Annotated in this window: 22 protein-coding genes and 1 pseudogene; 17 read left to right on the plus strand and 6 right to left on the minus strand. The window is 62.9% G+C overall.

From position 1 onward, the window contains the following. Positions 1-25 precede the first annotated feature (25 nt). The 6 genes from FJ527_RS13935 to FJ527_RS13960 all read left to right on the plus strand — a co-directional run bounded on the left by FJ527_RS13935 (position 26) and on the right by FJ527_RS13960 (position 8,201). Positions 26-1,132 carry a mandelate racemase/muconate lactonizing enzyme family protein gene (locus tag FJ527_RS13935; RefSeq protein ID WP_140823362.1) on the plus strand — a complete coding sequence of 369 codons (1,107 nt, stop codon included), beginning with the start codon at positions 26-28 and terminating at the stop codon, positions 1,130-1,132. Between the two features lies 1 nt (position 1,133). Next, the gene (locus FJ527_RS13940; RefSeq protein WP_140823363.1) at positions 1,134-2,318 is read left to right on the plus strand and encodes a mandelate racemase/muconate lactonizing enzyme family protein; all 1,185 of its coding nucleotides are present in this window, start codon (positions 1,134-1,136) and stop codon (positions 2,316-2,318) included. A 264-nt stretch (positions 2,319-2,582) separates the two neighbouring features. Beyond that, a complete protein-coding gene (locus FJ527_RS13945) occupies positions 2,583-4,247 on the plus strand; it encodes an ABC transporter substrate-binding protein (protein WP_140823364.1) in 1,665 nt (554 codons plus the stop codon). 69 nt (positions 4,248-4,316) lie between these two features. Then, positions 4,317-5,270 (plus strand): ABC transporter permease, encoded by a 954-nt coding sequence (locus tag FJ527_RS13950; protein ID WP_140661458.1) that lies wholly within the window; start codon positions 4,317-4,319, stop codon positions 5,268-5,270. Further along, positions 5,267-6,145 carry an ABC transporter permease gene (locus FJ527_RS13955; protein WP_140661459.1) on the plus strand — a complete coding sequence of 293 codons (879 nt, stop codon included), beginning with the start codon at positions 5,267-5,269 and terminating at the stop codon, positions 6,143-6,145. Before FJ527_RS13950 ends, FJ527_RS13955 begins: the two co-directional genes overlap by 4 nt. Beyond that, on the plus strand, positions 6,138-8,201 hold the full coding sequence (locus FJ527_RS13960) for an ABC transporter ATP-binding protein (RefSeq protein WP_140823365.1): 2,064 nt from the start codon (positions 6,138-6,140) through the stop codon (positions 8,199-8,201). The genes FJ527_RS13955 and FJ527_RS13960 overlap by 8 nt, the downstream gene beginning before the upstream one ends. A gap of 14 nt (positions 8,202-8,215) precedes the next feature. Here the strand turns inward: FJ527_RS13960 and FJ527_RS13965 are convergent, their stop codons facing one another. Continuing rightward, positions 8,216-9,118 carry a LysR family transcriptional regulator gene (locus FJ527_RS13965; protein WP_140823366.1) on the minus strand — a complete coding sequence of 301 codons (903 nt, stop codon included), beginning with the start codon at positions 9,116-9,118 and terminating at the stop codon, positions 8,216-8,218. 116 nt (positions 9,119-9,234) lie between these two features. Between FJ527_RS13965 and FJ527_RS13970 the strand changes: the two genes are divergently transcribed. The 6 genes and pseudogenes from FJ527_RS13970 (at position 9,235) to FJ527_RS13995 (ending at position 17,350) form a co-directional block, all read left to right on the plus strand. Continuing rightward, positions 9,235-10,890 (plus strand): ABC transporter substrate-binding protein, encoded by a 1,656-nt coding sequence (locus FJ527_RS13970; protein WP_140823367.1) that lies wholly within the window; start codon positions 9,235-9,237, stop codon positions 10,888-10,890. 265 nt (positions 10,891-11,155) lie between these two features. After that, positions 11,156-11,953 (plus strand): DUF427 domain-containing protein, encoded by a 798-nt coding sequence (locus tag FJ527_RS13975; protein ID WP_015318895.1) that lies wholly within the window; start codon positions 11,156-11,158, stop codon positions 11,951-11,953. Between the two features lie 74 nt (positions 11,954-12,027). Continuing rightward, positions 12,028-12,791, plus strand: a pseudogene (locus tag FJ527_RS13980) (SDR family oxidoreductase). A 466-nt stretch (positions 12,792-13,257) separates the two neighbouring features. Continuing rightward, positions 13,258-14,232, plus strand: a complete 975-nt coding sequence (locus tag FJ527_RS13985; RefSeq protein ID WP_140823368.1) for an ABC transporter substrate-binding protein — start codon at positions 13,258-13,260, stop codon at positions 14,230-14,232. A gap of 74 nt (positions 14,233-14,306) precedes the next feature. Beyond that, positions 14,307-15,374: a glycine betaine/L-proline ABC transporter ATP-binding protein gene (locus tag FJ527_RS13990; RefSeq protein ID WP_140823369.1), complete on the plus strand. Its 1,068-nt coding sequence runs from the start codon at positions 14,307-14,309 to the stop codon at positions 15,372-15,374. Continuing rightward, complete coding sequence (locus FJ527_RS13995; protein ID WP_140823370.1) at positions 15,371-17,350, plus strand: ABC transporter permease subunit; 1,980 nt, start codon at positions 15,371-15,373, stop codon at positions 17,348-17,350. Before FJ527_RS13990 ends, FJ527_RS13995 begins: the two co-directional genes overlap by 4 nt. A gap of 10 nt (positions 17,351-17,360) precedes the next feature. Here the strand turns inward: FJ527_RS13995 and FJ527_RS14000 are convergent, their stop codons facing one another. Then, positions 17,361-18,719 (minus strand): NAD(P)/FAD-dependent oxidoreductase, encoded by a 1,359-nt coding sequence (locus tag FJ527_RS14000; protein ID WP_140661467.1) that lies wholly within the window; start codon positions 18,717-18,719, stop codon positions 17,361-17,363. A gap of 257 nt (positions 18,720-18,976) precedes the next feature. Here FJ527_RS14000 and FJ527_RS14005 point away from each other — a divergent pair, with 257 nt between their 5' ends. Next, a complete protein-coding gene (locus FJ527_RS14005) occupies positions 18,977-19,693 on the plus strand; it encodes an XRE family transcriptional regulator (protein WP_140823371.1) in 717 nt (238 codons plus the stop codon). Between the two features lie 118 nt (positions 19,694-19,811). Here the strand turns inward: FJ527_RS14005 and FJ527_RS14010 are convergent, their stop codons facing one another. From FJ527_RS14010 to FJ527_RS14025, 4 genes are read right to left on the minus strand one after another with little or no spacing between them, the layout of a single operon-like run. Further along, a complete protein-coding gene (locus FJ527_RS14010; RefSeq protein ID WP_140823372.1) occupies positions 19,812-20,852 on the minus strand; it encodes a DUF3445 domain-containing protein in 1,041 nt (346 codons plus the stop codon). 9 nt (positions 20,853-20,861) lie between these two features. Then, on the minus strand, positions 20,862-21,827 hold the full coding sequence (locus FJ527_RS14015; protein WP_140715114.1) for a PDR/VanB family oxidoreductase: 966 nt from the start codon (positions 21,825-21,827) through the stop codon (positions 20,862-20,864). Next, positions 21,824-22,420 (minus strand): dimethylamine monooxygenase subunit DmmA family protein, encoded by a 597-nt coding sequence (locus FJ527_RS14020; RefSeq protein ID WP_140617368.1) that lies wholly within the window; start codon positions 22,418-22,420, stop codon positions 21,824-21,826. The genes FJ527_RS14015 and FJ527_RS14020 overlap by 4 nt, the downstream gene beginning before the upstream one ends. Before the next feature lie 41 nt (positions 22,421-22,461). Further along, on the minus strand, positions 22,462-23,595 hold the full coding sequence (locus FJ527_RS14025) for an aminomethyltransferase family protein (protein ID WP_140823373.1): 1,134 nt from the start codon (positions 23,593-23,595) through the stop codon (positions 22,462-22,464). 286 nt (positions 23,596-23,881) lie between these two features. Here FJ527_RS14025 and FJ527_RS14030 point away from each other — a divergent pair, with 286 nt between their 5' ends. The 4 genes from FJ527_RS14030 to FJ527_RS14045 are packed head-to-tail and all read left to right on the plus strand — an operon-like array spanning position 23,882 to position 26,173. Further along, positions 23,882-24,169 carry a hypothetical protein gene (locus FJ527_RS14030; protein WP_140617370.1) on the plus strand — a complete coding sequence of 96 codons (288 nt, stop codon included), beginning with the start codon at positions 23,882-23,884 and terminating at the stop codon, positions 24,167-24,169. 11 nt (positions 24,170-24,180) lie between these two features. Next, on the plus strand, positions 24,181-24,558 hold the full coding sequence (locus tag FJ527_RS14035; RefSeq protein ID WP_127280938.1) for a hypothetical protein: 378 nt from the start codon (positions 24,181-24,183) through the stop codon (positions 24,556-24,558). 32 nt (positions 24,559-24,590) lie between these two features. Next, positions 24,591-24,752: a hypothetical protein gene (locus tag FJ527_RS14040; protein WP_015318908.1), complete on the plus strand. Its 162-nt coding sequence runs from the start codon at positions 24,591-24,593 to the stop codon at positions 24,750-24,752. A 14-nt stretch (positions 24,753-24,766) separates the two neighbouring features. Then, positions 24,767-26,173 (plus strand): APC family permease, encoded by a 1,407-nt coding sequence (locus FJ527_RS14045; protein WP_140507951.1) that lies wholly within the window; start codon positions 24,767-24,769, stop codon positions 26,171-26,173. Positions 26,174-26,202 lie beyond the last annotated feature (29 nt).

A 26,202-nucleotide genomic window follows, 5' to 3' on the forward strand; every position in this document is an offset into this window, starting at 1 on the left:
TCACCGCGGATAATGGATACTCCACGTGCAGATCGAAACCATCAAAGCCTATCACGTCGTGCAGCCTTTCGTTGACGGCCCCTATCGCATGTCCAAGGGGCGTGTGGCCGACTGCTTCGACGCTGTGATCGTCTCCATCACCTCCGACAGCGGCGTCACCGGCTGGGGTGAGACGGCGCCGCTCGGCAATTTCTACTCGGCCGCCTTCCCGGCCGGCACCCGGGCCGGCGTGCCGGAGATCGCACCGCACCTTATCGGCCAGGACCCGTGCGGGCTGACCAGCATCGGCCGACTGATGGACACGGTGTTCAAGGGCCATCCCTACATCAAATCGGCGCTCGACATGGCCTGCTGGGATTTGGCGGCGCGGGCCGCCGGCGTACCGCTGGTGACGCTGCTCGGCGGCAGGGAAAGCGACACGGCCGAACTCTACAAGGTCGTCACCCATGGCACGGTCGATCAAATGGCCGCACTTGCCAAGCGCATCGTCGAGGATGGTTTCCGCCGGCTCCAGGTCAAGGTCGGCGGCAATGTCCATGACGACGTCGAGCGCGTCATGGCGGTCGCCGCCTCGGTGCCGAAAGGCACTGTCATTTTCTGCGACGCCAATGCCGGGTGGACACCATACCAGGCGCGTCAGTTCACTGACGCGACGCGGGCGATCGACTATACGTTCGAGCAGCCTTGCACGACGATCGACGAGAACATGTCGGTGCGCCGCATGCTCGACAAGCCGATGGTGCTCGACGAATCCGTCACCTCGCTGGAGGCGATGCTGGAAATCCATCGCCTCGGCGCGGCGGACGGGCTGACGCTGAAGATCTCGCGGCTCGGCGGCGTCACCAAGACCCGGCTGATCCGTGACGTCGCCGTCGATCTCGGCTTCATGATCACGGTCGAGGATACCGGCGGCGCCGAGATCGACACATCCGCCATGGCGCATCTGTCGCTGTCGACGCCGGAGGAGCGCCGGCTGCACGCGATCGCCTTCCATGAATGGGTGACGGTGCGCACCGCGTCGAACGCGCCGCCGGTCACCGGCAGCCGCATGGGTATTCCCGCCGGCCCAGGCCTTGGCATCGACGTCGTTCCAGACCTGCTCGGCAAGCCCTTCTTCGAAGTTGGGCGCTGAGATGAAGATCCGCGGCATCAAGGCCACGCCGATCAATCTTCGCCTCGAAGCGCCCTATGCCTGGGTGTTCGGCGAACTCGACGGTTTTTCGCCTGTTATCGTCGAAGTCGAGACCGAGGACGGCCTTGTCGGGCTGGGCGAAGCACCGACGCCGGCAGCGGCCGCCATCATCAATGATGTTCTTGCCCAGCGGCTGGTCGGCCGCGACGCCTTCGACATTGCCGGCGCCGAACATGTCTGCCTGCCGTTTTGGACCGGCGTGCAGTCGATCAACGACCGCACCCGCATCACGGCCTTCGGCGCCATCGAGATGGCGCTTTGGGACCTGCGCGGCAAGGCCTGGAACCAGCCGCTCTATCAGTTGCTCGGCGGGGCCGTGCGCAAGGACATCCCGTTCACCGACTATTTCTCGCTGCGCGGCGATGGGGATGGTGTCAAGGGCGAGACGACGCCGGAAGAAGTCGCCGACTATTGCGTGGAACTGCACGAGACACACGGCACGACCTTCTTCGAAGGAAAATTCTCGACCGACGACCCAAGGATCTCGCTGAGAATGGTCGAGCTGATCCGCGAAAAACTCGGCGACGATGCGATGATCCGCATCGATTCGAACCAGGCTTACTCGCTCAGCACGGCGCGGCGGCTTGCGCGGCCGCTGGAAGAGCTCGGCGTGCGCAACTGGGAGGATCCGGTGGCGACATCAGAGGAGATGCGCGAACTGCGCCGCCATTGCTCGATCCCGTTCTCGACCCACAATATCGACATCGCGCGCGCCATGGACCTCAAGGTGCCGGATGCATTCGTCGGCAACCCGACCGCGCATGGCGGCATCGGCCGGATGCTACGCTTTGTCGGCGCCTGCGAGCACGCGGGCATCGATTTCTGGTGCTACAGCGGCGACAGCGGCATCGGCAGCGCGGCCTACCTGCATCTGTGCGCGGCCCTGGGCTGGATCCGGGAGCCGAACCAGTCGCTGTTTCGTATGCAACCTATGGACATCACCGAGGAGGGGCCGTTTTGCCCCAGGAACAATACGGTGCGTGTCCCGGAAGATCCCGGTCTTGGCGTCACCTTGTCGCGGGAAAATCTCGCGGCGTGCCATCGCGACTTTGCCGAGAACGGCCCTTGCAACAAATATCACGACCCGGCCAAGCCAGGGACATATCGCCGTTTGCCGCTGAACTAGGAGAACGACACGGGAAAGAACACGTATTTCAAGAACAAGAGTCCGCCGCCGCGATCGATGGCGACGGCAGGAGCGGACGGGTGGAAGCATTGCTCAAGAAAATCTGACCCCCGCGCCGCAAGGATCGGATGGACCAGGAAAAACCGCATGCTACAGTCCCGTGCGACTGACATCGTTGATGGCCGGGACAGGAGAACTCCACGGACTTCGTCAACTGAAAAACGCATTCATCAAACCATAAGAAACAGGGGAAGGGTTAAACCCATGATCAAGAACTACCGCATTCTCGACCTGATCCGGCGCAATCGCTCGCCGCTTGAAAATCACCTGATCGACGGCCTCGTCGACGGCCGTGTCAGCCGCCGCGACTTCATCCGCCATGGCAGCCTGCTTGGCCTGTCGCTGCCGCTGCTTGGAGGCATCACCACGGCTGCCGGCCTTGGTGGCATGCCGTCGCTGGCGCGCGCCCAGGGCGCACCCGGCGCCACCATCCGTGTCGCCAGCAGCGTGCCGGCGGCAGCCATCGATCCCGTCACGATCGCCGACGCCGGCGGCCTGCTGATCATGCAGCAGGTTGCGGAATTCCTCTGCGTCGACGGCCCCGACCTGGTGCTGCAGCCCGCGTTGGCTGAGAGCTGGAAGCCGAACGACAACGGCTCGGTTTGGACCTTCAAATTGCGCAAGGGCGTGAAATTCCACAGCGGCGGCGAGATGAAGGCCGAGGACGTGGTGGCGAGCATCGACCGCCTGGCCGATCCGGCAAACTCGTCCAACGCGCTGTCGGTGTTCACCGGTATCCTGTCGAAAGGGGCCAGCAAGAAGGTCGACGATTACACGGTGGAATTCCACCTCGACGCGCCGAACGGCAATTTTCCCTACATGGTCTCGTCCGACAATTACAACGCCGTCATCATCCCGGCGGACTACAAGGGCGACTACGAGAAGAGCTTCGACGGCACCGGCCCGTTCAAGGTGGAGAAATACACGCCGAAGGTCGGCGCTTCCTTCGTCCGCAACGAGAACTACTGGGGAGCGAAGGCGCTGCCTGACCGTACCGAATTCACCTTCTTTACCGACGTGCAGCCGATGATCCTGGCGCTGCAGGGTGGGCAGGTCGACGTCATCAACCAGATGCCGGTGCTGGCCGGCGTGGCCCTGCTCAACGATCCGGGCTTCGAAATCCTCAGCCTGAAGTCGTCGGCTCACCAGCAACTGCATCTGCGCTGCGACGATGGCCCGTTGAAGGATGCACGCGTGCGCCGCGCCATCGCGCTCTGCCTCGATCGCGACAAGCTCGCCGCCGGCCTGATGAAGGGACGCTCGGCGCTTGGCAATGACAGTCCATTCGCCGCGGTCTACCCCTCGACCGATACAAGCATACCGCAGCGCAAGCAGGACATCGCACAAGCCAAGCAGCTCATGGAAGCGGCCGGTGCCGGCAAGGGCTTCAAGATCACGCTGACCACCGAGCGCTATCTCGAAATCCCCGAATATGCCCAGCTCATCCAGAACTGGGTCAAGGAGATCGGCATCGAGCTCGAACTCAACATCCTCGACCAGAGCGCCTATTATGGTGACGCGGTGTTCGGCAAATCGAACTGGCTGGATTCGGTGATGGGCATCACCGACTATGGCCATCGCGGCGTGCCGAATGTTTATCTTGCCGCTCCCCTGAAGAGCGACGGCACCTGGAATGCCGCGCACTTCAAGAACAAGGACTACGACGCGCTGGCGACCAGCTATATCGCGGCGCTCGACCTCGAGGCGCAGAAGGCTGACGCCGGCAAGATCCAGAAGCTTCTGCTCGAGGAAACGCCTGTCATCTTCGGCTATTTCTACGACTACCTGACGGCGACGTCGAAGAGCGTGGCCGGCGTGCAACCGACAGCCATGTCGCAGCTGTTCCTCGAAAAGGCATCGAAGGCGTAAGCGAAAAGGGAAAGCCAGTCCTCTAACAGCCAGCTCCCCAGGGGGCTGGCTTTGCAAGGAGTCTTAGCCATTCTCTCCTTCTTTGCGCGGCGTGTGTCCCTGTCGCTGGTGACGCTGTTCCTGCTCAGCATCATGGTGTTCCTGGGCGGCCAGGTCCTGCCTGGCAATGTCGGGCGCGCGATCCTCGGCCCGTTCGCCGACCAACGCGCGGTCGACGCGCTCAATCACACGCTCGGCGTCGATCGCCCGCTGCTCACCCAGTACTGGAGCTGGATATCGAACTTCGTCCAGGGCGACATGGGCACGTCCTACATTTTCCGTTCGCCGGTGGCGCCCTTCGTCATCGGTGCGCTTGGCAATTCGATGAAGCTGGCGGGGGTCGCCTTCGTGCTGGTGGTGCCGATCGGCATCCTCGGCGGCGTCATTGCCGCACTCAACCTCAACCGCCCGCTCGACCGCATGATCAGCCTCGGCGGCCTGTCGGTGACGGTGCTGCCGGAATTCGTCACCGGCATCATCCTGATCCTGATCTTCGGCGTGTGGCTGCGCTGGCTGCCGATCTCGGCCGCGTGGCCCAGGGATGCCGGCTTCTTCACCCAGCTCTATTACCTGATCCTCCCGTCGCTGCCGCTGTTCCTGGTGCTGTTCGGCTATATCGCGCGCATGGCGCGTTCCGGCATGATCGAGGCGCTCGATTCCGACTATACGCGAACCGCCGTGCTCAAGGGCCTGCCCTGGCGCACGGTGATCTGGCGCCATGTGCTGCGCAATGCGCTGCTGCCGACCATCACCGTCATCGCGACCCAGACCGGCTATCTCATCGGCGGCCTTGTCGTGATCGAGACGCTGTTCCGCTACCAGGGCATCGGCTCGCTGATCTTCACCGCCGCGCGCGGCAAGGATTTTCCGATGCTGGAATCCGGCATCCTCACCATCGGCATCGTCTATGCGGTGGCCACATTGATCGCCGACTTCCTCTACTCCGTGCTCAATCCGCGCATCCGCCTGGGGTCAGACCAATGAGCGCCGTCCAGACCCCCGCCCCCGCACAGGACGACATGCGGCGCCGCGGCGCGGTGGCCGAAGTCTTCTTCTCCCTGCTGCGCTCGCGAACGTTCCTGGTCGGCATCGCCATCGTGCTGTTCTGGGTTGCCTGTGCGCTGTTTGGCGAACATTTTGTCCCCTACGATCCGCTCGCCGACGACATCATCAACGCGCTGGCGCCGCCTTCGCGCGAACACTGGTTCGGCACCGACCAGATCGGCCGCGACGTGTTCTCGCGCGTCATCGTCGGTTCGCGCGATATCCTCACCGTCGCGCCCCTGGCGACCTTGCTGGCGACGGTCGCCGGCACCGCGCTCGGCCTGCTCACCGGCTATTTCCGCGGCCTCGTCGACGATGTCGTCAGCCGCATCCTTGAAGCCTTCATGGCGATCCCCGTGGTGATCGTGGCGCTGCTTGCCATCGTCGCGCTGGGCACATCCAAGACCACCGTCATCATCGTCATCGGCCTGAGCTTCGCGCCGATCATCGCACGTACCGTGCGTTCGGCGGTGCTGGCCGAGCGCGAGCTCGACTATGTCGCCGCCGCACAGCTCAGGCATGAGAGCGCGCTGCATACGATGTTCGTCGAGATCCTGCCCAACGTCATCCCGCCGATCCTGGTCGAGACCACGGTGCGGTTGGGCTACGCCATCTTTGCGGTCGCTACCCTCTCCTTCATGGGCTTTGGCATCCAGCCGCCGTCACCCGACTGGGGGCTCTCCATTTCCAGCAATTACGGCATGATCGGCGGCGGCTTCTGGTGGACGGTGCTGTTCGACGCGCTCGCCATCGCCTCGCTGGTGATCGGCGTCAACCTGGCCGCCGACGGCGTGCATGGGGCCTTCAATGACTGAACCCGCCAATATATCGACCAGGAAGGCAAAGGACGCGCTCGATATCAAGAACCTGTCGGTCGCCTACCGGGTCGCCGGCCGCAATCGCGCGGTGCTGCGCGATCTCAGCCTCACCATCGGCCAGGGCGAGGCCTATGGGCTGGTCGGCGAATCCGGCTGCGGCAAGTCGACGGTAGCCCTCACGGTGGTGCGCTACCTCCCGCGCAACGGCTCGATATCGGGTGGCGCCATCTCACTCGACGGCCAGGATGTGATGAAGCTCGACGCGGAGGCGCTTCGGCGCGCGCGCGCCGAAAGCGTCTCCATGGTCTATCAGGACCCGGGAAAGGCGCTAAACCCGTCGATCCGCATCGGCCGGCAATTGACCGAAATTTTCGAGCTTGGCGGCATCACGGGCCAAGCTGCCACCGATCGCGTCATCGCCATGCTGAACCGCGTGCGCATCTCCGATCCGCCAAGCGTCATGCAGCGCTATCCGCACCAGCTGTCGGGCGGCATGCAGCAGCGCGTGGCGATCGCCATGGCGCTGGCCAACGATCCCTCGATGCTGATCCTCGACGAGCCGACCACCGGCCTCGACGCGACGGTCGAGGCCGAGGTGCTCGACCTCATCGCGCAGCTCAGGCAGGAAGTGTCGGCCTCGATCCTGTTCATCAGCCATAACCTCGCCGTCGTCTCCAACATGTGCGACCGGGTCGGCGTGCTCTATGCCGGCATGCTGGTCGAGGAAGGACCGACCGATGTCGTCTTCAACGATCCGCGCCACCCTTACACGGTGGCGCTGTTGCGTTGCCTGCCGCGCGGCGGCCAGCGCAAGGACCAGGGCCGGCTCGACACCATCCCGGGCTTCCTGCCCGGCATCGGCGCTGACATCAAGGGCTGCGCCTTCGCCGACCGCTGCGCGCTGGCCACCGACCGCTGCCGCACCGAATTGCCGCCGCTCTATGATCTGACCGACGAGCGCGGGAGGCGGCTGTCGCGCTGCCACTACCACGACCAGGCGCAGGCCCTGCCACGTGCCACGCCCGCCAACGTGGTGCGCGCACCGAAACCCACAACGGCGCCGGTGCTGCGCGTCGCCGGGCTGAACAAGACTTACGCCAGCCACGGCCATGCACTGCGCGCCGTCAAGGACGTTTCGCTCGATCTCAGGCCCGGCGAGACGCTCGGGCTGGTCGGCGAATCCGGCTCGGGCAAGACCACCTTCGCCAGGCTGCTGCTCGGTCTGGTGCCTCCCGATGAGGGCGGCACCATCGAGCTCGAGGGCAAGGCGCTGGCGCCGAAGCTGGAGAACCGGGGCGACGACCAGGTCAAGGCGATGCAGATCGTCTTCCAGAACCCGGACTCCGCCCTCAACCGCTCGCATTCGATCCGCCATCTGATCGGCCGTGCGCTGAAGCGGCTGGCGGGCTTGAGGGGTGCCGCACTGGAGGCACGCCTCAACGATCTCGTCCGCTCGGTGCGGCTCACCGACCGGCATCTGGCGGTCAAGCCGCGCCAGCTTTCGGGCGGGCTGAAGCAGCGGGTCGCCATTGCCCGTGCCTTCGCCGGCGACCCGCGCATCGTCGTCTGCGACGAGCCGACCTCGGCGCTCGACGTTTCCGTCCAGGCGGCGATCCTCAACCTGCTCGCCGACCTGCAGGCCAAGGAAGACGTCAGCTACATCTTTATTTCGCATGACCTTGGCGTGGTGCGTTATCTCTCCGACACGATCGCCGTGCTCTATCTCGGCCGCATCATGGAGATCGGGCCATCGGAGGACGTTTTTTCCGGACCGCATCACCCCTATACCGAGGCGCTGCTATCGGCCGTGCCCAAGCTCGATCAGGCCGAGACGGCACGCATCCGGCTCGATGGCGAAATCCCCAGCGCCACCAACCCGCCATCGGGCTGCGTCTTCCACACGCGCTGCCCACGCAAGATCGGGCCGGTCTGCGAACAGCAGGAGCCGCCGCTCGCCGAGGCCCAGCCGGGGCATTCGATCCGTTGCCACATTCCCTATGCCGAGTTGAGGCGGCTGCAGAAACCGGCGGCGGTCGCAGCCCTGCCGGCGTAAGCGGCCCGCATCGATCACGCCTGGCCGGTCATGCTGAAGGAGCGGTCCCCCTCGGCAAAGCCCCGATCACCAGTCCAGTCCCTTGCCAGCGTCCGCAATCCGGTCAACGCGACGTCGAGCACATCCGACGATGCGGGATTGCTGGGATAGGCGAGATAGATCGGCCGCTGAAACACAGGCGCATCCTCGATGCGTTTCATCTCACCGTTCTCGATGTAGCCGCTGACGGCACTGAGCGGCAGATAGGCCGCGGCTTTTTGCGACAGCACGTGCTGCAGGCCGATGAAGACCAGCCCGGCCGAGATTGCCGGCTGCACCATCCCAGCGAAGGCACGGTCGTGCTCGATGCGGAATTCGAGCCCCCAATCCATCAGGATGTAGTTTTGCGTCCACGGTCCTGGCTGTGCGGAATGCTGGACAAGCACGACCTGATCGACGGCCAGCGTCTCGTAGACGATGCCGGGATGCGGCCGCGGCAGATAGAGAATGCAGATGTCGAGCAGTCCTTCGGCCAATTGGTCGATCGCCAGGTCGGGAAAGCTTCCTTCGAGCCGCAGCGCCACGTTCGGCCGCTGGGCCCGCATCCACGCGATCCATGGCGAGGTGACGCGATCCCAAAGATAGGCGGGCGCGGTGAAGCGCAACAGCGACTCGTAACCGTCGGGAACGGCGATGTCCTGCCGCGATTGCTCCCAAGTGCGGGTGATGGAGGAGGCATGCGGCAGGAACTGCCGGCCAGCCGGCGTTAGCGTGACGCCGTCGCGATCCCTTACGAAAAGCCGGCGCCCCAACTGCTCCTCCAGCCCCCTTATCCGGGCGCTGACCGTTGACTGCGCGAGATTGAGCCGGCTGGCCGCGACGGTGAAACTGCCATGCTCGGCGACCTCCAGGAAGCTGCGCAGGTTTTCGGTGTCCATGCCATCACTCCAGCATCGAAAATTTCGATGGGCCCCATCAAAAAAAATCGCTTTCCGGTCGCGGTCAACAATGACCTAAATGGCCACTCTCCCGAGGGCAAGCGAGGAATGCAGCCATGCCAAGGCATTTCATGACGATCGACGCCGCCCGCAAAAGCCTCACGGAAATCGAAAATTCCGCTGTCGACGAGTTGCTGGCAGGCAGGCTCGACCGGCGTAATTTTCTCCGCCACGGCAGCATGCTTGGCCTGTCGCTGCCGTTGCTTGGCGGCATTTTGGGAGCGGCCGGTTTCGGCACGCGGAAGGCCCGCGCCGAGGGCAAGCCGGGCGGCACGGTGCGCGCCGGCGTGGCCACGCCCGGCGGTGCCATCGATCCCGTCACCTTCTATGACAGTGGCAGCTATCAGCTGGTTTTCCAGACCGCCGAATTCCTTTGCATCACCCAGCCGGATCTGACCTTGAAGCCGGTTCTGGCGGAAAGCTGGTCGCCCAATGCGGACGGCAGCGTCTGGACCTTCAAGCTGCGCAAGGGCGTAAAATTCCACAATGGTGAGGAATTCAAAGCCGACGACGTCGCCGCAACGTTCGACCGGCTGGCCGATCCCAACGGCGCCTCCAACGCGCTGTCGGTGTTCAAGGGCCTGTTGTCGAAGGGTGGAACCCGGAAGGTCGACGATCACACCGTCGCCTTCCATCTCGATGCGCCGAACGGCAGCTTTCCCTATTCGGTGTCGATCGACAATTACAACGCCGTCATCCTGCCGGCGAGCTACAAAGGCGATTACGAAAAGACTTTTGAGGGTACCGGGCCGTTCCGGATGGAGACCTATACGCCGAAGGTCGGCGCGACCTTCGTGCGCAATCCCGACTATTGGGGCGAGAAGGCATTGCCCGACCGGCTCGAATTCAAGTTCTACGGCGACGTGCAGCCGCGCATCCTGGCGCTGCAGGCCGGCGAGGTCGACATTCTCGACGCGGTTCCGCTCGATGTCAGCCAGGTGGTGCTGAACAGCCCCGACATCACGGTGCTGCGCGTCGCCTCGACCGCGCATCGCCAGTTGCACATGCGCTGCGACATGGCGCCCTTCACCGACAAGCGCGTGCGCCAGGCGCTGGCGCTTAGCATCGATCGGTCCAAGCTGGTCGACGGACTGTGCCGCGGCATGGCGGCGACCGGCAATGACAGCCCGTTCGCGCCGGCCTTCCCGGCCACCGACAAGTCGGTGCCGCAACGCACGCAGGATATCGCCAAGGCCAAGCAACTCATGGAGGCGGCGGGGCTTGCCGATGGTTTCGACATCACACTGACGACGTTGCGCTACTCCGATATTCCCGGCTACGCGCAGCTGTTCCAGAATTTCGCCAAGGAGATCGGCGCCCGCATCTCGCTCAACATAGAAGACCAGGACAAATATTACGGCAAGGCCGTATTCGGCCAATCGGACTGGCTGGACAGCCCGCTCGGCATCACCGACTACGCTCATCGCAGCGTGCCGAATGTGTTCCTCAAGAGCCCGCTGGTCAGCGACGGCCCCTGGAACGCGGCGCATTTCAAGAGCCCTGCCTATGACGGCATGGTCACGAGCTATCTCAAGGCGCTCGATATCGGCGCGCAGCGCGCGGCAGCCTCCGACATCCAGAAACTGCTGCTCGACGAGACACCCATCATCTTCAGCTACTTCCCCGATCTCCTGGTGCCGGTGCGCAAGAATGTCAGCGGCTTGCCGCCGATCGCCGCCGGGCTGCTGCTCGATCGGGTGTCGCTGGGGTAGATGCTGCCAAGATCATGCTCGGCAGGCAGAAGCAATATTGGACGGCTCCGTGTTTCGGGCGTGAGGCTATCCGGCAACAGGCCCGCGACGAACGATGGGGGGCCATCGCTCCAACGGTTCGACACCGGCAAACGCCCACCGTCCGGAAGCACTCGCCGGCCGTCGGCCCAGCCTCATATCGTCCTAACCACGCGCCGACGACAGACAGAAACAGGAGACTACCATTCGCAAGCCTCATCTGCGCGGTCGCGGACCGCATTTCCCCGTGCTCGACACTATCGAGCAGTACGAGTTCGAGCCCGGCTATGTCGCCTTCACCATGCCGTCGCTGAAGCGGCTGCGGGTCCAGGTCGGCTCGATGACCGTTGCCGACACCACCAAGGCATTGGTGTTGTACGAATCCGATCATCTGCCGGTCTACTATTTCCCGATCGAGGACGTGCGCGAGGAGTTCCTGCTGCCCTCAAAGACGACGACGGAAGATCCGTACAAGGGCGTTGCCACGCACTACTCGCTCAATACAGGCATCACCTTGGTCGAAGACGGTGCATGGCGCTATCTCGATCCGGTCAAGGGTTGTCCGCCGATCGCGGGCTACATGTCCTTCGTGTGGAGCAAGATGGGCCACTGGTTCGAGGAAGACGAGGAGATCTTCGTGCACGCCCGCGACCCGTTCCGCCGCGTCGACTGCCTGCCGTCGTCGCGGCGCGTCCAGGTCATCCTCGATGGCGAGCAGGTCGCCGATTCACGGCGCGGCGTGTTCCTGTTCGAAACCGGCCACCCGGTGCGCCACTATCTGCCGATCTCCGACACGCGCCTCGATATGTTCGCGCCCAGCCGTTACATCTCACGCTGCCCTTACAAGGGCATTTCCAACTATTATCACGTGACCACGCCCAAGAAACGGCACGAGAACATGGTCTGGTACTATCCGGAGCCGGTGCACGAGGCAGAACGCATCAAGGGACTGGTCTGCTTCCACCACGAACTGGTCGACAAGATCCTGGTCGATGGGGTCGAAATCTCGAAGGAAGCCACGGCCGCGTCCGACGGATATTTCTAGGCACGCCGCAGCCCGCTGAAGGCTTGATCGAGATATAGGTCAGCGCATACCCTCCTTGAGAAGGAGGGCTATCGATGGATCTTTTTAAACTGGACGGCGACGTTGCGCTGGTCACCGGGGCTGGCAGCGGCATTGGCCAGGCAATCGCGATCGGACTGGCCGAGGCAGGCGCCGATGTCGCTTGTTTTGGCCATGCGTCGAAGGGCGGGCTGGACGAAACCGCTCACCGGATCACGGCACTCGGCCGCAGGGCGCTGGTGCTGACGGGCACGGTGACGTCGGAGGCGACCTGGCCACGGCCATCGATCGCGCCGAAGCCGAACTCGGTCCGTTGACGGTCGCCGTCAACAATGCCGGCATTGCCGGCTCCGAACCAGCGGAGACACTGGCGCTGGAAAAATGGCGGAAGGTGCACGAGGTCAATGTCGCCGGCGTGTTCCTGTCCTGCCAGGCAGAAGCGCGCAAGATGCTGGCGCGGGGCAAGGGCTCGATTATCAACATCGCCTCGATGTCGGGCACCATCGTCAATCGCGGACTGACGCAGGCGCATTACAATTCCTCGAAGGCCGCCGTCATCCACATGTCGAAGAGCCTGGCCATGGAGTGGGCCGACCGCGGCCTGCGCGTCAACGTCGTCAGCCCGGGCTACACGCTGACGCCGATGAACAAACGGCCGGAGGTGGCCGAAGAGGTGAAGATCTTCAAACGCGACACGCCGATGGGACGCATGGCGGCGCCGGAGGAAATGGTCGGGCCGACGGTTTTCCTGGCCAGCCGCGCGTCGAGCTTCGTCACCGGCCTCGACCTGATCGTCGATGGCGGCTACGTCTGCTGGTAAACAGGGCGTGCGACCCGTGTCCCGCCGTCGTCGGCCGGCTTCGCCTGCGGTCTGGAATTCTGCTTCTTCGCGGCGTTAGTCGTTGCGCGGCATGAACGTTGGTATATATATTTTCATCCTGTGAAACCGCGCTGGCGAAATGGGGCTTGCCAGGGCGACAGCCGAGAGCAATTCCGCCGGAAATGCTCGGGATCATGGGACCTTGATGGCTCGCATGTTGCATGGCGCCGCAGGACTGACAATCGATCCGCGGACGATCGCCATCGCGGCGATCGATCGGCCATGAGACTGGCTGTCTCGGCAGCGTCCGTCATCACCGAAACCGAGCCTCATCGCGCCTGTGCCGGCTTTGGCCCCGACATGGCGAGAACGGTCTTGCACAACCGCCTGCCTTTCCAACACAATCAAGAAAAGACGCAACAAGGGAACGACCAATAACCGTCACAGCTTGAAGGAGAACCAAGCAATGCCATTCCGCAGTGTGATATCGAAATCCTCAATGGGAGCTTTTGCACTTGCCGCGGCAAGTGTCCTGACGCCGACAGCGCAGGCAGCGGCGCCGGAATCCAACGACCCGATCAAGATCGCGCTGTTCGACTGGACCAGCGTCAATCTCAACGCCAAGATCCTCGGCGGCATCCTGGAAAAGCTCGGCTATACCGTCGAATACCCGACCGCCGACTATCTCTCCAGCCTGACAACCGGCCTCACCAATGGCGATATCGATGTCGGCCTGGAATTCTGGGATACGACGGCAGGCGAAGCGATGAAGGCCTCCGACGGCACGGGCCAGACCGAAAGGCTCGGCAAGCTCGGCCCGAAGGCCAAGGAAGAGTGGTGGTTTCCCGAATACATGAAGGAGAAATGTCCGACTTTGCCGGACTGGCACGCTCTGCTCGACGCCACTTGCGCGGCATCGTTCTCGACCGCCGAGACGGCGCCAAAGGGGCGCTATCTCGGCGGCCCGGTGACCTGGGAAGGCTTTGACGACGAGCGTGTCGCGGCGCTGAAGCTGCCCTTCACCGTGATCCATGCCGGCACTGATGCCGCGATGTTCGCCGAGTTGGACTCCGCCTATCAGCGCAAGGCGCCGATCATGCTGTGGATCTATTCGCCGCATTGGGCGCCTGCAAAATACAAGGGCGAATGGGTGCAATTCCCCGAATACACGCCCGAATGCTACACCGACCCGAAATGGGGCGTGAACCCGGACGCCAAATACGACTGCGGCAAACCGCATGGCGAGATCTGGAAGTACTCCTGGAACGGCATGAAAGACAAATGGCCGGTCGCCTACAAAGTGGCCAAGGCCTACACGATCGACACCGACGAGTTGAACAAGATGAGCGGCGAGATCGATCTTGACGGCAAGACGCCGGAAGACGTCGCCGCCGCCTGGATCGCCGCTCACGAGGCAGACTGGAAAGCCTGGGCGCAGTGACCTCCGACTGGAAAGGGAGGCCCGGCTGTTGACCGGCCGGGCCTCAATTCCTGATGTTCCAGAAGGGCGACTGAATGACGGAAGCGATTGAACAGGCATCCGACGCGACGGATGCCCGGCCGATAAAACTTGCTTGCCGCAACGTCTGGAAACTGTTCGGCTCGAACGCCGCCAATTTCATCCGCGAGCGTGACGGCAAGGCCAGTATGGCGGAGGTCTCGGCGGCAGGCCTTGTGGGCGCGGTGCGCGCCGTCGACCTCGAAATCCGCCAGGGCGAGATCTTCATCATCATGGGCCTGTCCGGCTCCGGCAAATCGACCCTGGTGCGCTGCATGTCGCGGCTGGTCGAGCCGACACATGGCAAGGTCGAATTCGAAGGCAAGGACCTGCTCAAGATTTCCGATGCCGCCCTGATCGAGCTCAGGCGCCATCGCATGGGCATGGTGTTCCAGAATTTCGCGCTGTTGCCGCATCTCAACGTGCTCGACAACATCGCCTTTCCTCTGAGTATCCAGGGACAGGATCGGCCGACACGCGAGGCGCGCGCCCGGGAAGTCATCGAACTCGTCGGTCTGCGCGGCCGCGAGCATTTCTATCCGCGCGAACTGTCGGGCGGCCAGCAGCAGCGCGTCGGCATCGCCCGCAGCCTCGCCACCAAGCCGGAGATCTGGTTTCTCGACGAGCCGTTCTCGGCGCTCGATCCGCTGATCCGCCGCGAGATGCAGGACGAGCTGATGCGGCTGCAGACCATGCTGCACAAGACCATTGTCTTCATCACCCATGATTTCGACGAGGCCATCAGGCTGGCCGACCGCATCGCTATCATGAAGGACGGCCAAGTCATCCAGATCGGCACGCCGGAGGAACTGGTGGTCAATCCGGCGACCGACTATGTCGCCGAGTTCACCCGCGACGTCGACCGCGCCAAGGTGATCTCGGCGCGCAGCCTGATGCGTAGCTGCGATGGCGCCGAGCACGGCGGCACGGTGGCGCCCGAGGCCAAGATATCGAGTTTTTCGGCCAGCATCGTTGCCGCCGGCAAACCCTTCGCCGTGATCAACGGCACCGGCACGCCGATCGGCGAAGTGACGCCGCAAGCGGTGATCGATCTTCTGGCCGGCATCGAGCGGGCCCGCGCATGACGGTAACCGCAAACGCCAGCCGGACAAGGCCGCCGATCCAACGGTGGCTGGTGATCTGGGTGCTCGCGCTTGCCGCCGTGCTGGTGATGTTCCTGCTGCAGGACAGGCTGCCATGGGCCGTCAACTACCCGGTCGAGGGGGTCGTCCCCGTCGCCGACTGGGTCAGCGCGCTGATGGGCTGGATCAAGTCGAACCTGTCCTGGCTGACGCGCTCGGTCACCGCGGTGCTCGGCGTGCCGCTCGACTTCGCGCTCAATCTCTTGGCCAAGAATTTCAAGTTCGGCCATGGCGCCGACGCTTTCGTGCTGCCGCGTTTGTCCTGGGTTGGCGTCTGCGCCGTCGCCTTCCTCGCCGGCCATGCGGCGGGAGGCAGGAAGCTCAGCCTGCTGGTTGGCGGATGTTTCCTCTACATCGCGCTGTTCGGCCAATGGACCAGTGCCATGCTGACCCTGGCGCTGATCTCGATCGCGGTGCCGTTCTGCATTCTCACCGGGCTATTCGCCGGCATCTGGGCCTGGCGCACCCCGTGGGCCGAGCGGCTTGTGGTCTCCCCAGCACTTGACCTGATGCAGACGATCCCGACCTTCGCCTATCTCATCCCGATGCTGCTGCTGTTCGGCAACAGCCCGGTCTCGGCGATGATCGCCACCGCCATCTTCGCGACGCCGCCGATGGTGCGGGCGACGATGCTGGGCCTGTCCCGGGTGCCGTCCGAGATCGACGATTTCAGCGAGATGGCAGGCTGCACGGCGCGGCAGAAATTGTGGCGCGTGCTGCTGCCGTCGGCGCGGCCGACGCTGATGGTCGGCGTCAACCAGGTGATCATGCTGGCACTCAACATGGTGATCATCGCTTCGATGATCGGCGCCGGCGGCCTAGGCTACGACGTGCTTTTGGCGCTACGCGCGCTCAAGGTCGGCGAGGCGATGGAAGCCGGGCTTGCCATCGTCGCGCTGGCCATCGCGCTCGACCGGCTGAGCCAGGCCATTGCCCACAAGCAGGCGAAGGGCAATGTCCACCGATCCGCGAGCCCGGGGTTCTGGCGCCGCTATCCCAATCTGACGCTCGCAGTCGCCATCCTTGCCGTCACCACTCTGCTCGGCCTGTTCGTACCCGCCTTCGCGGCCGTGCCCAAGGCGATCACCTTCACCACCGCGCCACTGTGGAAAGCGGCGGTGAACTGGGTGACGATCAACTTCTTCGATCTCATCGAAGCCTTCCGCGTGGCGCTGATCCTCAATGTGCTCAATCCGCTGCGCGCCTTCTGCGAGGGCTTCCCCTGGCTGGGCGCGGTGTTCCTGCTCGGCCTTGCCGGCTACCAGCTTTCCGGCCCGCGGCTGGCCGTCCTGGTGGCAATGCTGACCGCTTTCTGCGCGGTCACCGGCCTGTGGGAAAAGACCATGGCGACGGTCTATCTCTGCGGCATCTCCGCCTTCATCGCCTGCCTGATCGGCATTCCCATCGGCCTGATGGCAGCCCGTAGCGACCGTTTCGAAAAGATCGTCACACCCGTCATCGACACCCTGCAGGTGCTGCCGTCCTTCTGTTTCATCATCCCGGTCGTGATGCTGTTCAGGGTTGGCGACGTGACGGCGATGATTGCAACGATAGCCTTCGCCGTAGTGCCGGCGATCCGCTACACCAATCACGGCATAAGGCAGGTGCCGCCGGCACTGATCGAGGCAGCGAAAGTGTCGGGCTGCACCCCGCGCCAGACCTTTTTCCGCGTGCAATTGCCGCTGGCGCTGCCGGAGATCATGCTCGGCGTCAACCAGACCATCCTGATGGCGTTGGCAATGATCATCATCTGCGCCATGGTCGGCACGCGCGATCTCGGCCAGGAAGTGTTCATCGCGCTGTCGAAAGCCGATTCCGGCCGCGGCATCGTCGCCGGCCTCGCCATCGCCTTCATCGGCATCGTCGCCGACCGGCTGTTCAATGCCTGGACGGCAAAGGCGCGGGCAAGGCTTGGATAGCGGCGGCGGCCTACTCGGCCGCCACTCCTTTCACCTCGAGATAGCTCTCCATGGAATCGTCCAATGCCTGCAGCCAGGGCGTATGGTGCAGCGGCGCCATGGTGCCGGTCATCAGCGAGCGATAGGAATGGTCGCGGAAGCTCATAATGTCTTCGGCCTTGTGATGCTCCCACTCCATGAAGGTCTGGTTGACCGCCTCGACGTCGAAGCCGGGATAGTCGGTCTGGTCCATGAGTTCCTTGGTGTAGTCGCCCTGGAACCAGATCATCTGCTCGGCGTCCTCCAGCGTCTCCTCGCGGGCGCGCCATTTGGCGCCATGCGCCGCCATCGCCTCGGCCGACGGCAGCTTGATGCGGCCCATGATGACGTCGCGCGCGAACCAGGCCTGCGCGTCGAACATGTTGAAGGTGTAGAACTGGTCCTGCATGCCGATATAGGACAGCTTCGGGTTCTTCTCCCAGACAACGCCCTCGTAGAGGTCCAACGGCCACATGCGGTTGGCGGTCTTGAGCTTGAGATCGTCAGTCAGGAACGGGAAGGAATGGAGATAGCCGGTGCACAGGATGATGGCGTCGACATCCTTGGTCGTGCCGTCCTTGAAATGCGCCGTCTTGCCGACGACCTTTTGCAGCAGCGGCACTTCCTTCCAATTCTCGGGCCATTTGAAGCCCATCGGTTTGGAACGATAGCTGGAGGTGATCGACTTGGCGCCATATTTGTAGCACTGCGAACCGATGTCCTCGGCCGAATAGGAGCGGCCGATGATCAGGATGTCCTTGCCCCTGAACTCCATGGCGTCGCGGAAATCGTGGCTGTGCAGGATGCGGCCGTTGAAGGTCGAGAAGCCCTCGAAATAGGGCACGTTGGGCACCGAAAAATGCCCCGAGGCGACGACGACATTGTCGAACTCTTCCGAATAGGTCACGTCGTTGGTGCGGTCATGCGCGGTGACGGTGAATTTCTTCGTCTCGTCCGAGAAGGTGACCATGCGCACCGGGCTGTTGAAGCGCACCCATTTGCGCAGGCCCGACTTCTCGACGCGGCCCTTGATGTAGTCCCACAACACCGCACGTGGCGGGTAGGAGCCGATCGGCCGGCCGAAATGCTCCTCGAATGTGTAGTCGGCGAATTCCAGGCATTCCTTCGGCCCGTTCGACCAGAGATAGCGGTACATCGAGCCGTGCACGGGATCGCCATGTTCGTCGAGGCCGGTACGCCAGGTGTAGTTCCACAGGCCACCCCAGTCGGACTGCTTTTCGAAGCAGACGATCTCGGGAATCTCGGCGCCCTTGTCGGCCGCCGACTTGAAAGCCCTGAGTTGGGCCAGACCGGACGGTCCGGCTCCGATGACGGCAACGCGAGTGTTCATTCCGGGCCTCCTTTTTTGATTTCCCCAGCGAAACAAATTTCACTGGCAGTGACAGTAATTGGCCTCTTGGTGCTGTCAACAGACATCTGCTGGAACGGCGTTTGCGCGCAGTGGATTCCTGGCGGAAAACCCGCGGGCGTCGCGATGGTCGCACTGCCGCGCGCAACATAAGATGGCTTGCCGTTGCGGTTGCGGTCCTGTATCGGCACCTGACATGTTCACCTTGAGTGAAATAAATCCTGACGATTGGGGGCGACATGGCAAAGGCTAATTCGGATTCCAAGGCTCCCGCGAGCGCAAAGGCAAAGCCGTCGCCGAAAGTGTCGACGGACGGCAGGACCATACGCGCGCCGCTGACACAAAACCCGCACGCTATTCGCGATACCCGCGAAAAAGTGCTGGAGGTCGCGATCGGCCGCGAGGTGCGGGCCTTCCGCAAGAAGCTCGGCATCACCGTGGCGGATCTCGCGGTCGCCACCGATATTTCGCTGGGCATGTTGTCGAAGATCGAGAACGGCATCACCTCTCCGTCGCTGACCACCTTGCAGGCACTGTCGCGGGCGCTCGGCGTTCCCGTCACCGCCTTCTTCCGCCGCTTCGAGGAAGAACGCAGCGCCGTCTTCGTCAAGGCCGGCCAAGGCCTCGACGTCGAGCGCCGCGGCACGCGCGCCGGCCACCAGTACAATCTGCTTGGCCATATCGGTTCGAACACCAGCGGCGTCGTCGTCGAGCCCTATCTGATCACGCTGACCGAGGATTCGGACGTGTTCCCGACCTTCCAGCACGAAGGCATGGAGTTCCTTTACATGCTCGAGGGCGAGGTCGTTTACCGGCACGGCAGCAACCTCTACCCGATGAAACCCGGCGACAGCCTGTTCTTCGACGCCGACGCACCGCATGGACCGGAGCAACTGACGAAACTGCCGATGCGTTATTTGTCGATTATCTGTTACCCGCAGGGCAGTGCGGGGTAGGCGGGCCGCCGCAGCCCCTCACCCGGATTGCCCCTAGGGCAGAGGAGCCCGACGCCAGCGTTGGCGATCTCTTCTCCCCTCGGGGAGGTGGCCGCGAAGCGGCCGGATGAGGGGGCTTTTAATCCGGTCCGAACCCCGGGCTCGTCGGGCTGCCATCGTCCAGCTTCGACAGCCATTCGACCAGTGTCGGGCGAAAGCGCGTGAGGCCTTTGTAGCTGGCGAGTTCCTCGGGTAGGTCGCGGATGACGCGGTGCAGGCGCCGTGCCCATTTCGGCTGCGTCACCAGCTCGTCCATCTTGATCAGGTAGCAGCGGATCGGAAAGACGATGCCATTGGAGCGCGGCAGCCGCCAGAAGCTCTGCAGTTCGACCCGCAGATGCACCTTGTCGCCGACATTCTCCGACGTCACCGTCGTGCGGTCCGGACCCCATTTGTGATAATTCTCCGGGCTGGTGTCCAGCCGCGGATTGATGGTCATCGTCCAGTTCAGGCGCCGTGCCGGCTTGCCCTGCTGGATGTTGGTGAGGAACTTCAGCGCGCGCGTGAAAATACCCTTCTCATGCGCCAGCGGCACAGGCGCGTGCCATTCGAAGAAATTCATGCCGATGTCGAAATCGAGCGACCAGTCGGCCTGGGTGGTGACCATGCCGGCGTCCATCCATAGATTGCCGTCGCGCTGGTCGAGGATGCAGAAATCGCCCTGGCTCTGGCGGGTGATGTATTCCATCGGCCCATAAGGCAAAGTCGAGGTGTCGCCGAAGGTGAAAGTATCATCGATGCCGAGCGGCCGGTTGATCCAGCGCCAGCGGTCGCCGTCGCGCGTCAGCGTGAAATGCTCGGGATAGCCCAGCGCCTGCTGCTCCATCAAAAGCTCCAGCAGGTCCCAGCCGGCGAGCGTCATGTGCGGCAGCGACTGGCAGCGCAGGGGATCCTCGGCCAGCACCAAGGCGCGGTCCTGCATCTCGGCGACATAGTGTTCGTCGACGTCGATCAGGTTTTCGAGCACCGAGCCTTTGGGGCCGACGACATGCGGCTCGATGTTGACCGCGTACATGTAGCTGTCTTCATGGAAGGGGAACGGAAACCGCCTGATGTGCTCGGGGCTGTTCTTGAAAGTGAAGTCGTCGCGGAACGTTTCCTTGCGGAAGGTGATGCCCATTCTCGCCTCCTACCTTTCCAAGACCAGCGACCTGCCCTCGAAGCGCGACACGCACGGCATGATCTTCCTGCCCGAACGGTGCTCTTCCTCGCTCAGCCAATGGTCGTTGTGGATGAATTTGCCGTCACACGAGATGACGTTGGTCTCGCACTGGCCGCAGACGCCGCCACGACAAAGATAGGGCGGATCGACGCCGGCGGCTTCGATGGCTTCCAGCAGGCTCTGCTGCTCGCCGACGCGGATGGTCTTGCCGCTGACGGCAAGCGTCACGTCGAATGGCAGGCCGGGCTGCGGCGCCGCGAAATGCTCGTAGTGGACGGTCTCCGGCGGCCATCCGAGGCTAGCTGCGCGGTCGCGCACCCAGTTGATCATGCCGGCCGGGCCGCAGACATAGAGGTGCGTCCCGAGCGGCTGCGAGGATAGCAACCGGTCGAGTTCGATCCGCTCCTCAAGGTCATCATGGTAGAGCCGAACGCGACGGCCGTAGCGTTCCCGCAGCACGTCGGCATAAGTGCCAAGCGAAGCGGTGCGGCAGGTGTAGTGCAGTTCGAAATTACCGCCCTCCCCCGCCAGTTGCGCGGTCTGGGCCATGAACGGCGTGATGCCGATGCCGCCGGCCAGCATCAGGTGTTTCTTGGCGCGAAGATCGAGCGAAAAAAGATTGACCGGATAGCTGATCACCATCTCCAGGCCCGGCTTGACCGACCTGTGCATGAACAGCGAGCCGCCGCGACCGACGTCGTCGCGGCGCACCGAGATGGTGTATTCGCGCGTGTCTAGCGGCGAGCCCATCAGCGAATAGGGATTGAGCCTTGTGCGCTGGCCATCGCGCATCTCGACCACGACATGGGCGCCGCCGGAAAAGGTCGGCAACAGCTCGCCATCACGCCGGCGAAAATGAAAGCGCGTGACCAGCTCATTGACCGGGACGACATCGCTGACGACGACGTCGAGCTTGGTGGTGCCGGTGCTCATCGAAATATCTCCTCCATCGGAGGAATTTCACTGCGATCTTCGGCATTGATGCAGACGCCCTGGAACGCGGCAAGGCGCCGGGAATAGTGATCGCGCACGAGAAGCAGCAGGCCACAATGCGAGCAGGTCGCCGGCTGCGTCGTCACATTCTCGGTGATGCCCTTGCAGTGCACGCACTGCATGCGCCGTGCCAGCGAGCCGCGATGCTCGGTCTGCATGGAGGTGTGGTCGATGCCGGCTTCGAGCGCCACCTGCATGGCCTGCCCGATCAGCCCTTCGGTGCCGGCGAGATAGAGGCGCAGACCCATATGCGCGTTATCAAGCGTCTGCTTCAGACGCGGCAGCAGACTGGCGAAGGACGGGGCGGTGTGAAATTGCGCCGGCTTCAACCCTTCGAGGGCAGCAATATATTTGCCGTCAGGACCGGGAATGAAGACGATCTCGGCACAATCGAAAAAGCCAGGTGGCGCGGTTCGGGCCATATCGGTAATCGCCAGCGCGCCTTCGGCGTCGGCGATGAACAGATGATGCCTGCCAGGCTGCGGAGACAGGGTTCCGTAAATGGGCCGGCTGATGATGGTCTTGGCTGCCATTCTCTCTTTGTGCCTCGAAAACCTTCGCTGTCGATTATGCCTCAGCCTTTCGCCGTGCGCTTGGTCTTCTTGGGATCGTCGAACGGCAAGGGCTGCGCCGTGGCCTTGATCAATCCGCTCTTGTTGCGGATTTCGAGCGTGGTGTCCTTGACCGCGCAGTCGACGTCGAGCCGGGCAATGCCCATCGATTTCTCGACCAGCGGCGAATACATGGCGCAGGTGACAACGCCGACCTTTTTGCCGTCGCGATAGACCGGAGCGCCCTCGTCCGCCGGCTCCTTGCCGTCGAGCAGGACGCCATAGATCTTGAAGCGCTCCTTGCCCTTCAGGCGATAGTGCTCCTCGGCACCGCGAAAGCCGGTCTTGCCGGGGCTGACGGTGAAGTCGAGGCCGAGCTCCCAAAGCGTATCGCCGGGGCCTTCATTCTCGAACGGATACTTTTGGGAATTGTCGTAGGGGTAGAACAGCAGGTAGCTTTCGACGCGCAGCATGTCGAGCGTGGTGAAGCGGCAGGGAATGATGCCGGCGTTCTTGCCCTCGTCGAGAATCCTGTCCCAGATCGTGCCGGCGTCCTGGCCACGGCAGAAGATCTCGTAGCCGCGTTCGCCGGTATAGCCGGTGCGCGAGATCATGACGGGAAAGCCGAACAGCTGCGTCTGCATGTGATGGAAGTAGTTGAGGTCGCGGATGCCGGGCACGTGCTTGGCCAGATAGTCGACCGCTGTTGGCCCCTGCAGCGACAAATCGTGCAGATTGTCGTCGAAGCGCAGCGACACGTCCCGTCCCATCGCCGCCCGCTGCAGTTCCTCATGGCCGGTGCCCGAGCCGTGCACCACCATCCAGGAATTCGGTCCCGTGCGGTAGAGGATGCAGTCGTCGGTGAATTTTCCCGCCTCGTTCAGCATGCAGGCATAGGCCGACTTGCCGGGATAGATCTTTTCGACGTCACGCGTGGTGGCGAGGTCGATCAGATGCGAGGCGTGCGGCCCTGTGATGTGCACCTTCTTCAGGCCGGAAACATCCATAAGGCCGGCCTTGGTGCGGATGGCGATATATTCCTCGTCGGCATCCTTGTCGTAGGTCCAGGCGGTACCCATGCCGCTCCAGTCTTCGAGTTTCGAACCCAGCGCACGATGGCGATCCGCCAGGGTCGAAAATCTCCAGGATGCCGTCATCCGCTCGTCCTCCATTCGAAAATGCTGCTGTTCCCTGCTCCCGTGCGCCAGGCCGGGAGCTTGGTCGAATATTGATCGCAAACGCGAGAGGCCCGCAATCCCCTAAAAGCAAATAATTTCATTGTCAGGCAAAATCGGCAGGTCGAAGCAAGCGGTTAACTCAGCGTAAATTCGTCTTGACAATTGCGAAATTCGGTCTGAATTTATGAAAAAAATTTCACTCTCTTGAAAGAGAGCGGCGGGCGGTGGATTCGGAACCGGGCGTCGGCAAAGAAGGGGAAAACCGATGGCAGACCTGCAGCAGCGCATCGAGGCGCTGTACCGCTCCGACTTGCGCGGATCCGCGCTCCTGATCATCTGCCTATGGGCGACGATCCTCTTCGTCCTCTTCATGACATGGCCATACATTCCGCAGGGCGGCATCAAGGCCGTCGTCGCCATTGCCGCCGCCGCCGTGCTCATCTTCAACACGGCAGCCATCCTGGCGATGGTCAAACACTACAAGGAAGACAAGGAATTCATCTACGGGCTCGACATCAAGAACGCCGACGCATCCCGCAACCGCAAGTCCTGAGGGGAGAAACAATGTCCCGCTATACGCCGCCGGAGCAGAGCAAGGCTGGGCAAGTCTTCGACATCGCCGTTGTCGTGGTCGCCATCTTCGTGGCGCTGTGGCTGCCGCTGAAGCTTGGTCTTGCCGGTGCCGCAAAATCAATCGACGCGCTCGATGCCAAGACCTGGGAAGCGCTCGGGCAGAATCCGACCATGGCGTCGATCTGGGAAAAGCTCGGCTATACGCCCGAGACCGCGCACGACATCATCCAGAACCGGTTCCACTACATCATCGACTGGCCGACGCTGATCATCATGGCGGCCGTCCTGATCGGTTATTTCGTGTTCCTGTTCCGGGCATCCGACCGCGAATATCGCGATGTGATCAACGAGAAGTTCGACGACAAGTAAAGTTTGGCGACGAAGAATTTGGGGACACGATCATGTGGGTGGCACTCTCTTACGCATGCTGGGGCATCTCGATCGTGCTCGCGCTGTGGATGCTCTACGACTGGTTCAAGGTCGATACGAACTACTCCGAGGACGTTTTGACCTCGTCGCGTGAAGGCGAGCTTGAAGCCGCTTCCGAAAAACACCGGATCTGAGTGGGGATTGATCGATGACGGTCGCGCTTGAAAACACCACCACCACCACAATTCACGGCGACCGGGTATCGCTGCTTCGGGTGCTTGGCCCGGCCCATGTCTGGGCGCTCGGCGTCGGCATCGTTCTGGTCGGCGAGTTCACCGGCTGGAATTTCTCGGCCGACAAGGGCGGCGCGCTGGCTGCCCTGATCGTGTGCTGGGTCGTCGGGCTGCTCTACACCTCGGTGGCCATGATCGATTCCGAGGTGACGTCGACAGTGGCCGCCGCCGGCGGCCAGTATGCGCAGGCCAAGCACATTGTCGGGCCGTTGATGGCGTTCAACGTCGCGCTGTTCCTGGTCTTTGCCTATACGATGCTGGAAGTGTCCGATGCCATCCTGCTCGGCGACACCATCGTCGCCAAGGCGGGTGTGGAAGGGCTGACCCACAATTCCTTCATCGCCGCCACCATCGTGGTGCTGGCCTGGCTCAACTATCGCGGCGTACTGATGACGCTCAACGTCAACTTCGTCATCACGGCCATCGCCTATGTCTCGATCGTCGTCCTGTTCTTCTCGGTCAGCCCCTGGACGCAAGGCGCGGTGCTGAAGCTCAACGAACTGGTCACTCCAGGCAACGCGCTGCCCTATGGCTGGATCGGTGTCATCGCCGCCTTCCAGTTCGGCATCTGGTATTATCTCGGCATCGAAGGGACCACCCAGGCCGCCGAGGAAGTGCGCTCGCCGGCACGCTCCCTGCCCTACGGCACCATGGCCGGCATGATCACGCTGCTCATCGCCGCCGCCATGACCTGGTATGTCTGCGCCTCGCTGATGCCTTGGGAATATCTCGGCATCACCTATTATCCGCTGTGGGACGCCGGCAAACTGACCGGCAGCCCCCTGCTCGAGAACCTCCTGTTCATAGCGACGCTGCTCGCCGCGCTTGCCTCCGCCAATGGTTGCATCAACGACGCGGCGCGCGCCTGGTTCTCGCTCGGACGCGACCGCTATCTGCCGAGCTGGTTTTCGGCGGTGCATCCGAAATACCGCACGCCCTATCGCTCGATCCTGTTCCTGCTGCCGATCGCGTTGGCCTTCGCCTTCATCGCCGACCTCAACCAGGCGATCACCTTCTCGATCCTGTCGGGCGTGCTGCAATACACCTTCATGAGCATCAACATCATGATGTTCAGGAAGAAGTGGCCGCTGGGCTCGATCCGCCGCGGCTACACGCACCCGTTCCATCCGCTGCCGGCAATCGTCCTGTTCTGCCTGTGCGTGGTGACCTTCTTCGCCATCTTCCTCGGCTTCGGCTCGCAGTTGATCGCCATGGTCGCCTTCTATTTCCTGATTTCGCTGTGGTTCCATTTCTATCGCTACAAATTCGTGCGGCGTGGGGACCAGTTCACCATGCCGTGGCCGAAACCGCAGGGCTATTGATGGGAGTAGGCCCGTCCAGGATTTGGATG

Source organism: Mesorhizobium sp. B2-4-18 (assembly GCF_006441385.1).
GTDB lineage: Bacteria > Pseudomonadota > Alphaproteobacteria > Rhizobiales > Rhizobiaceae > Mesorhizobium > Mesorhizobium australicum.